At 73.6% G+C, this 6,920-nt stretch carries 7 protein-coding genes and 1 pseudogene; 5 read left to right on the top strand and 3 right to left on the bottom strand.

Annotated elements, in window-relative coordinates; translation table 11 throughout:
* Both NFU81_RS24705 and NFU81_RS24710 read right to left on the bottom strand, forming a co-directional pair.
* Positions 1-438: pseudogene (locus NFU81_RS24705) on the bottom strand (hypothetical protein); the annotation flags it as partial.
* 8 nt (positions 439-446) lie between these two features.
* Positions 447-1,493, bottom strand: a complete 1,047-nt coding sequence (locus NFU81_RS24710) for an alpha/beta fold hydrolase (RefSeq protein ID WP_251493693.1) — start codon at positions 1,491-1,493, stop codon at positions 447-449.
* A gap of 193 nt (positions 1,494-1,686) precedes the next feature.
* On the opposite strand from NFU81_RS24710, the gene NFU81_RS24715 reads away from it, so the two are divergent.
* The 4 genes from NFU81_RS24715 to NFU81_RS24730 all read left to right on the top strand — a co-directional run bounded on the left by NFU81_RS24715 (position 1,687) and on the right by NFU81_RS24730 (position 3,544).
* Positions 1,687-1,941, top strand: coding sequence for a hypothetical protein (locus NFU81_RS24715; protein ID WP_251493695.1), 255 nt, complete (start codon positions 1,687-1,689; stop codon positions 1,939-1,941).
* 177 nt (positions 1,942-2,118) lie between these two features.
* A complete protein-coding gene (locus NFU81_RS24720) occupies positions 2,119-2,769 on the top strand; it encodes a TetR/AcrR family transcriptional regulator (RefSeq protein ID WP_251493698.1) in 651 nt (216 codons plus the stop codon).
* A gap of 141 nt (positions 2,770-2,910) precedes the next feature.
* Positions 2,911-3,141: a DUF3107 domain-containing protein gene (locus NFU81_RS24725; RefSeq protein WP_251493701.1), complete on the top strand. Its 231-nt coding sequence runs from the start codon at positions 2,911-2,913 to the stop codon at positions 3,139-3,141.
* Between the two features lie 124 nt (positions 3,142-3,265).
* Positions 3,266-3,544: a hypothetical protein gene (locus NFU81_RS24730; protein ID WP_251493704.1), complete on the top strand. Its 279-nt coding sequence runs from the start codon at positions 3,266-3,268 to the stop codon at positions 3,542-3,544.
* A gap of 423 nt (positions 3,545-3,967) precedes the next feature.
* Here the strand turns inward: NFU81_RS24730 and NFU81_RS24735 are convergent, their stop codons facing one another.
* Positions 3,968-4,717, bottom strand: a complete 750-nt coding sequence (locus NFU81_RS24735) for a ferritin-like fold-containing protein (protein ID WP_251493707.1) — start codon at positions 4,715-4,717, stop codon at positions 3,968-3,970.
* A 497-nt stretch (positions 4,718-5,214) separates the two neighbouring features.
* Between NFU81_RS24735 and NFU81_RS24740 the strand changes: the two genes are divergently transcribed.
* On the top strand, positions 5,215-6,920 hold a 1,706-nt coding region (locus NFU81_RS24740), incomplete at its 3' end, for a DEAD/DEAH box helicase (RefSeq protein WP_251493900.1).

Genomic DNA, 6,920 nt, shown 5'->3' on the forward strand with positions numbered 1-6,920 from the left:
CTCCTGCCGCGGCCGCGGCACCGCACGGCCCGGCGTGTCCACCGGCTGCCGCGGCGCCCGCAGCCCCGCGTCGGCCGCGGCCGTGGCGGTGTCGTGCGCGGCCCAGCCCTCGGCCCAGTCCTCGACCGGGTCGAAGGGCAGCCCGCGGCTCCCGCTTCCGGCGCCGGTCCAGCTGCCGGGGGTGCCGTACGCCCCGTGCTCGCGGTGCTCGGGGTGCGCGGGCGGGCGCGCGGCGAGGTCCTGGGGGCGTACGGCCGCGAAGGCGCCGCTGTCGTCGAAGGGGTCGAACGGCTCGCTGTAGGGGCCGCCGGAGCTGCGCCTGCGGCGCCCGCTGCCGGGGGTGCCCAGTGCGCTGCCGGGCGGCGCGAAGGTGCCGCCGGTCTGCGGTACGCGGTTGTCGCGACCGTCCTGGCCGTCCCGCGCGCTGTGTTTGCCCACGCCCTCGATCAGCTCCCGCTCGCAGCAGTGCTCACGTCCGTCGTAGCCGTGACCGTACCCCCGGCCGCGCCGCCGCCGCGTACGCGGGCGGCGATTTCGTCGCGCAGGTCACGGAAGGCCCGGTCGACCAGGTCGGGGTGCTCCATCATCGCGACATGGCCGCTGCCGGGGATGGTCAGCAGCCGCGAGTCGCGGAAGGCCCGCGACGCCCTGCGGGCCATCCGCACCGACACGAGCTTGTCGCGTACACCGTAGATCAGCAACGTCGGCGCCAGCACCCGCTCCGCCTGGCGCCACAGGGAGTGCTGGCCGCCCAGGGTGTAGGCGTTCACGATGCCGCGGGTGGAGCGGATCATGACGTCCCAGAAGTACGGCAGGTCGATCCGGCGCTGGTACTCCGCCGCGTAGGCGTCCCGCTCGGGTCCGCCGACGACGGACGGGTCGCCGTAGCAGAGCGACAGCAGCGCCTGGGTGCGGCGCTCCGGCTCCCAGCCGCGGGTGGCCCGTACGTACAGCGCGGGCAGGCCGGGGACCGAGGCGAGCGCGGTGGGCACCGCGCTGGGCTGCGGGGGCAGCTCGGGCAGTGCGGGCGAGACCAGGGTGAGGGTGCGGACCAGGTCGGGTCGGGCGGCGGCGACCTTGACGGTGACCGCGCCGCCCAGCGAGTTGCCGAACAGGTGGACGGGACCGCGGCCCTCCGCCTCCAGCAGCCTGACGACCGCGCGGGCGTGGGCGGCGACCGAGTAGTTGCCGTCGTCGGGCGGCGGTGAATGGCCGAAACCCGGTAGGTCGAGCGCGTGCCCTTCGACGGTGTCGGCGAGCGAGGCCATCAGCGCCGACCAGTTCTGCGACGAGCCGCCGAGGCCGTGCACGAACATCGCCGGTTCGAGATCGCCGGAACCGGGCCGCGCCCCGCTGTGCGCACGTGAGCGAACCAGCAGTCCCAGCCCGGGAAGCTGCACGGTCCTGGACGTCTCCCCGTCGGCGAGCACCGGCCCTGCCGGGGGCACGGACGCCGGCGGAGCGGCGGCCTGGGAGTAGTCCGTGGAGGGCATGGGTCGATGTTACGAGACGATCACGTGCACGGCTGTGTGTTCATCCCAACACAACCGCACAGAATCGGCCGTCCAACGCCCTCCCGGGGCCTCGGGGGCGCTCGTACGCGCTGCGCGCGCGGCCGCGTGCTCCTAGGCTCCAAGGAGGGGGTCCAGGAGGGGGAAGGGCGGGGACCGAGGGAAGGAAGGCGCCATGTCCGACGAGATCGCGCATATCGAGCGGGAAGCCGACGAGGACGACAACGACGCCGCCCAGAGCGAACTCGACGACGATCTGGACCTGGAGGCGCCCGAGGCGGACAGCGCCGAGCAGCACACCGAGCTGCTGCAGCGCCGCGACGACCCGGTCACCTCCCGGCCCTCGGACCGGGACGGGGAGGCAGACCCGGCGGACACCGCGGAGCAGCGCCGGGTGGTCGCCCTCGACGAGGACGACGACTACCGCTGAGCGGGTGGGACGCTGCCGGTAAGCGGCGCACCGGACGGATGCGGACGAGGCCGCCCGTATCCAGAAAGTGAGAATGTGCGCCCGTACGGCGCACAGGGTCGTTACTCAAAAGTACGATGGCCAGCGCAGCGTTCTTTCGTTCGTTTCTTCGTTCGTTCCGCAGAAATGGGAGGCGGCGTGACAGCCATCGAGCAGACTCAGGCACGACCGCGCGGCACCCGCCTGCCCCGCAGGGCCCGACGCGAGCAGCTGCTGGGGGCAGCCCAGGAAGTCTTCGTCGCACAGGGTTACCATTCGGCTGCGATGGACGACATCGCCGAGCGGGCCGGCGTCAGCAAACCGGTGCTCTACCAGCACTTCCCCGGCAAGCTCGAACTGTATCTGGCCCTGCTCGACCAGCACTGCGAGTCACTGCTGCAGTCGGTGCGCGGCGCGCTGGCGTCCACCACGGACAACAAGAAGCGCGTCGAGGCGACGATGGACGCGTACTTCGCCTACGTCGAGGACGAGGGCGGCGCCTTCCGGCTGGTCTTCGAGTCCGACCTGACCAACGAGCCGGCGGTCAGGGAGCGGGTCGACAAGGTCGCGCTGCAGTGCGCGGAGGCGATCAGCGAGGTCATCGCCGAGGACACCGGCCTGTCCCGCGACCAGTCGATGCTGCTCGCGGTCGGCCTCGGCGGCGTCTCCCAGGTGGTGGCCCGCTACTGGCTGGCCAGCCGCAGCGAGGTGCCGCGGGAGACCGCGGTGCAGCTGCTCACCTCGCTGGCGTGGCGCGGCATCGCCGGCTTCCCGCTGCACGGCGCCGAGGGCACCGGCCAGCACGGCTGACGCCGGGCCGCCCGCGGCGGCCCGGTGTTCGCTCACGGCGTGTACGAGGCGCGGATTTACGGCCGCCGCCGCGGGCTAGTCTGGGCAGCGTACGGCGCGACCAACCGCGCACACCGCCAGACCATCGGAGGTATCCAAGCCGTGGAGGTCAAGATCGGCGTGCAGCACGCGCCGCGCGAGATCAGCATCGAGAGCGCGCAGTCGGCGGCCGAAGTGGAGAAGGCCGTCGCCGACGCGCTGAGCGGTGCCGCGAAGCTGCTGTCCCTGGAGGACGAGCACGGCCGCAAGGTGCTCATCCCCGCAGACCGGCTCGCCTACGTCGAGATCGGCGAGCCGGCCGCCCGCAGGGTCGGTTTCGGCGCGGCTCTCTGACGAACGGTCAGCAGGGGCGGCAACCGGGCGTGCCCGGTTGCCGCCCCTTCGTTTTGCCCGGGTCCCTCCAGGGGTAGGACGACTACGGAACGGTCCGCAACGCCGCGTCACCGGAGGGGATCGCATGATCTGGCAGATCGTCGCCTATGCCGCTCTCGGCCTGCTCGCGGCCTTCGCCGCGGCCCGGTTCTTCCCCGCGCGACTCCCGGCGACCGCCCTGCTGCTTGCCACAGGCCCGGTGGGCGGCCTGACCGGCGGCCTGGTGGCGTACACGGTCTTCGGCGGCGCCCACCCGGGCGCGAGCCTCGCGGCGGCCTTCGCGACGGCCGCCGCCGGCCTGAGCGTGCTCGCCCGCCCGGCGAAGCGCGGCCGACACGCGAAGGTCACGCCGCACGGCGCGTGACGGAGGTCCTCACCGCCCCCGGTGGTCGGCGACACCGCGCCCGGAGAGGTAGGGCGGCGCGACGGGGGCGGCGGCGCGACGCCGCCGAGCCGCCGGGTGACGTAGCGGTGCAGCGACGGCGCGTGCCGGTCGTACAGCCCGGCGAAGGCCTCGGGGCTGTCGTGCGACCTCAGGATCCGCTGCGCGTCGTCGTCGTGGTCGCCGGAGACGGGCTGCTCGGGTGGCAAGGACCGGATGGGCGCGGAGGGCATAGGGCTCCGATCTGCGGGAGGCTCCTGCGCGCCGGCGGCGCGCACACCCCTTGTCGCCCGCAGTTCCCGGCCGGGTCCACGCGGGCGGCAGCCCGGGGCACCGGCCGGTGGCCGCCGGTCGCCCCTGGTCGCCCCTGGTGGCCCCTGGTGGCCGCCGCCCGCGCCCGCGGCCTTACGCGGCCAGGCCCAGGGCCGCCATGCGCTTGGTGTGGGCCTCGGTGATGCGGGAGAACATCCGGCCGACCTCGGCCAGGTCGAAGCCGTCGGCGACGCCGCCGACGAGCATCGTGGACAGCGCGTCCCGGTCGGCGACGACGCGCTGGGCCTGGGAGAGGGCCTCGCCCATCAGTCGCCGCGCCCACAGGGCGAGCCGGCCGCCGACCCGGGGCTCGGCCTCGATCGCGGCGCGGACCTTCTCCACCGCGAAGCTGGCGTGGCCGGTGTCGTCCAGCACGGCGAGCACCAGGGTGCGGGTGTCCGTGTCGAGGCGGGCCGCGACCTCGCGGTAGAAGTCGGAGGCGATCGAGTCGCCGACGTAGGCCTTGACCAGGCCTTCGAGCCAGTCGGACGGCGCCGTCTGGCGGTGGAACTCCTCCAGCGCCGCGGCGAAGGGCTCCATCGCGCTCTTCGCCGACTCGCCGACCTCGGTGAGCCGGTCGCGCAGCCGCTCGAAGTGGTGGAACTCGGCGGCGGCCATCGCCGCGAGCTCCGCCTTGTCCTCCAGCGTGGGCGCCAGCTTCGCGTCCTCCGCGAGGCGTTCGAACGCGGCCAGCTCGCCGTACGCCAGGGCGCCGAGCAGGTCGACCACCGCGGCGCGGTAGCGCGGGTCGGCGGACGCGGACGTCCAGTCCTGTGCGGCGATCCCGGTGGCCGGACCAGCGGACTCGGCGGCGGGCTTGGTGGTGTCGTCAGGCGTCTCCATGCAGCGCACAATAACCAAGTCCCGCGCCGCCGCCGACACCCTCCACGTGACCCGATGATGTCCCGAACGAAACATTTGATCGGGTGCAGCTACGTGTTTCCGGGGTAGAGTGGTAATGCACCCGCCGTTAGTCGGCCTGGTTCCGATCCTCGGCGGGCGACGTGTGCAACACCTTGGATGCCCGGTCGGTGGCCCGATCGGCTCCGAACCGACCGCCCTCCTGACTTCGGGAGGGGCGCCCACTCGCGGCATGAGCGAGGGCAGCGGTCCCGCGCTCCACAGCTCCTCTAGGGCTGTAAGAAGACTCTGCGCGGTCAGTGACCTACGCCGTGTTACGGCGTGCCGGGTTGCTCGACCCCCCTTGCCGCACAGTGCCGCGTCTCACAGAAGAGGCAAGCATCCTGACCACCACGACTTTCCGCAGTCTCGGCATTCTTCCCGAGACCGCCGAGGCCCTTGAGGCCGTCGGCATCACCACTCCCTTCCCGATCCAGGAGATGACGCTCCCGGTCGCCCTCGCGGGCAACGACGTCATCGGCCAGGCCAAGACCGGCACCGGCAAGACGCTGGGCTTCGGCCTGCCGCTGCTGGAGTCGGTGACCGTGCCCGCCGACGTCGAGGCCGGGCGTGCCGCGCCCGAGCAGCTGACGGACACCCCGCAGGCGCTGGTCGTCGTCCCCACCCGCGAGCTGTGCCAGCAGGTCACCAACGACCTGCTGACCGCCGGCAAGGTCCGCGCCGTCCGCGTGCTCGCCATCTACGGCGGCCGGGCGTACGAACCGCAGGTCGAGGCGCTCAAGAAGGGCGTCGACGTGATCGTCGGCACCCCGGGCCGGCTGCTGGACCTGGCAGGGCAGAAGAAGCTCAGCCTGCGCCATGTGCGCACCCTGGTCCTCGACGAGGCCGACGAGATGCTCGACCTGGGCTTCCTGCCCGACGTCGAGAAGATCATGGGCATGCTGCCCCCGAAGCGGCAGACGATGCTGTTCTCGGCCACCATGCCGGGCGCGGTCATCAGCCTGGCCCGCCGCTACATGTCGCAGCCCACCCACATCCGCGCGACCGCACCGGACGACGAGGGCGCCACCGTCGCGAACACGACGCAGCACGTCTTCCGCGCCCACTCGATGGACAAGCCGGAGCTGGTCTCCCGCATCCTGCAGGCCGAGGGCCGCGGGCTCGCGATGATCTTCTGCCGCACCAAGCGGACCGCCGCCGACGTGGCCGAGCAGCTGGAGAAGCGCGGCTTCGCCTCCGGCGCCGTGCACGGCGACCTCGGCCAGGGCGCCCGCGAGCAGGCGCTGCGGGCCTTCCGCAACGGCAAGGTCGACGTGCTGGTGTGCACCGACGTGGCCGCGCGCGGCATCGACGTCGAGGGCGTCACCCACGTGATCAACTACCAGACCCCCGAGGACGAGAAGACCTACCTGCACCGCATCGGCCGCACCGGCCGCGCGGGCGCCTCGGGTACGGCGATCACCCTGGTCGACTGGGACGACATCCCGCGCTGGCAGCTGATCAACAAGGCGCTGGACCTGTCGTTCAACGACCCGGAGGAGACCTACTCCACCTCCCCGCACCTGTTCGAGCTGCTCGGCATCCCGGCCGGTACCAAGGGGATACTGCCCAGGGCCGAGCGGACCCGGGCGGGCCTCGACGCCGAACAGGTCGAGGACCTCGGCGAGACCGGTGGACGCGGTGGCCGCGGCCGCCGTCCGGCCGGTGGCGGGCGCGGCGGCCAGGCCGCTCCGGCCGAGGAGCGCCCCGCCCGTACGCGGACCCCGCGGCAGCGCCGCAGGACCCGCGGCGGCGAGGCCGCGCAGGGTGTGCCGGCCGCCGGTGAGGCCGTCGAGTCGGCGACCGCGGTGTCCGCGCCGGACGCCGAGGGCCAGACCGGTCCTCGTACGCCGCGCCGCCGCCGCAGCAGGACCCGTAGCGGTGCCGGCGCCGCGGTGACCCCGGTGGCCGAGACCGCCGAGGTGCCGGTCGCCGTCGAGACGGTGGCCGCCCCCGAGGTCGAGGTCGCCGCCGAGCCCAAGGCGCCCCGCCGCCGTACGCGCAAGGCCGCCGAGGCTCCGGCCGAGGTCGTCGCCGAGGCGAAGGCCGCGGACGCCGCCGTGGCCGAGCCTGCCCCGCGCCGCAGGACCCGTAAGGCCGTCGCCGCCGAGGTGCCCGCACCTGCCGTGGCGCCGGAGGCGGAGGT

The organism is Actinacidiphila cocklensis, assembly GCF_907177275.1.
Lineage (GTDB): Bacteria > Actinomycetota > Actinomycetes > Streptomycetales > Streptomycetaceae > Actinacidiphila > Actinacidiphila cocklensis.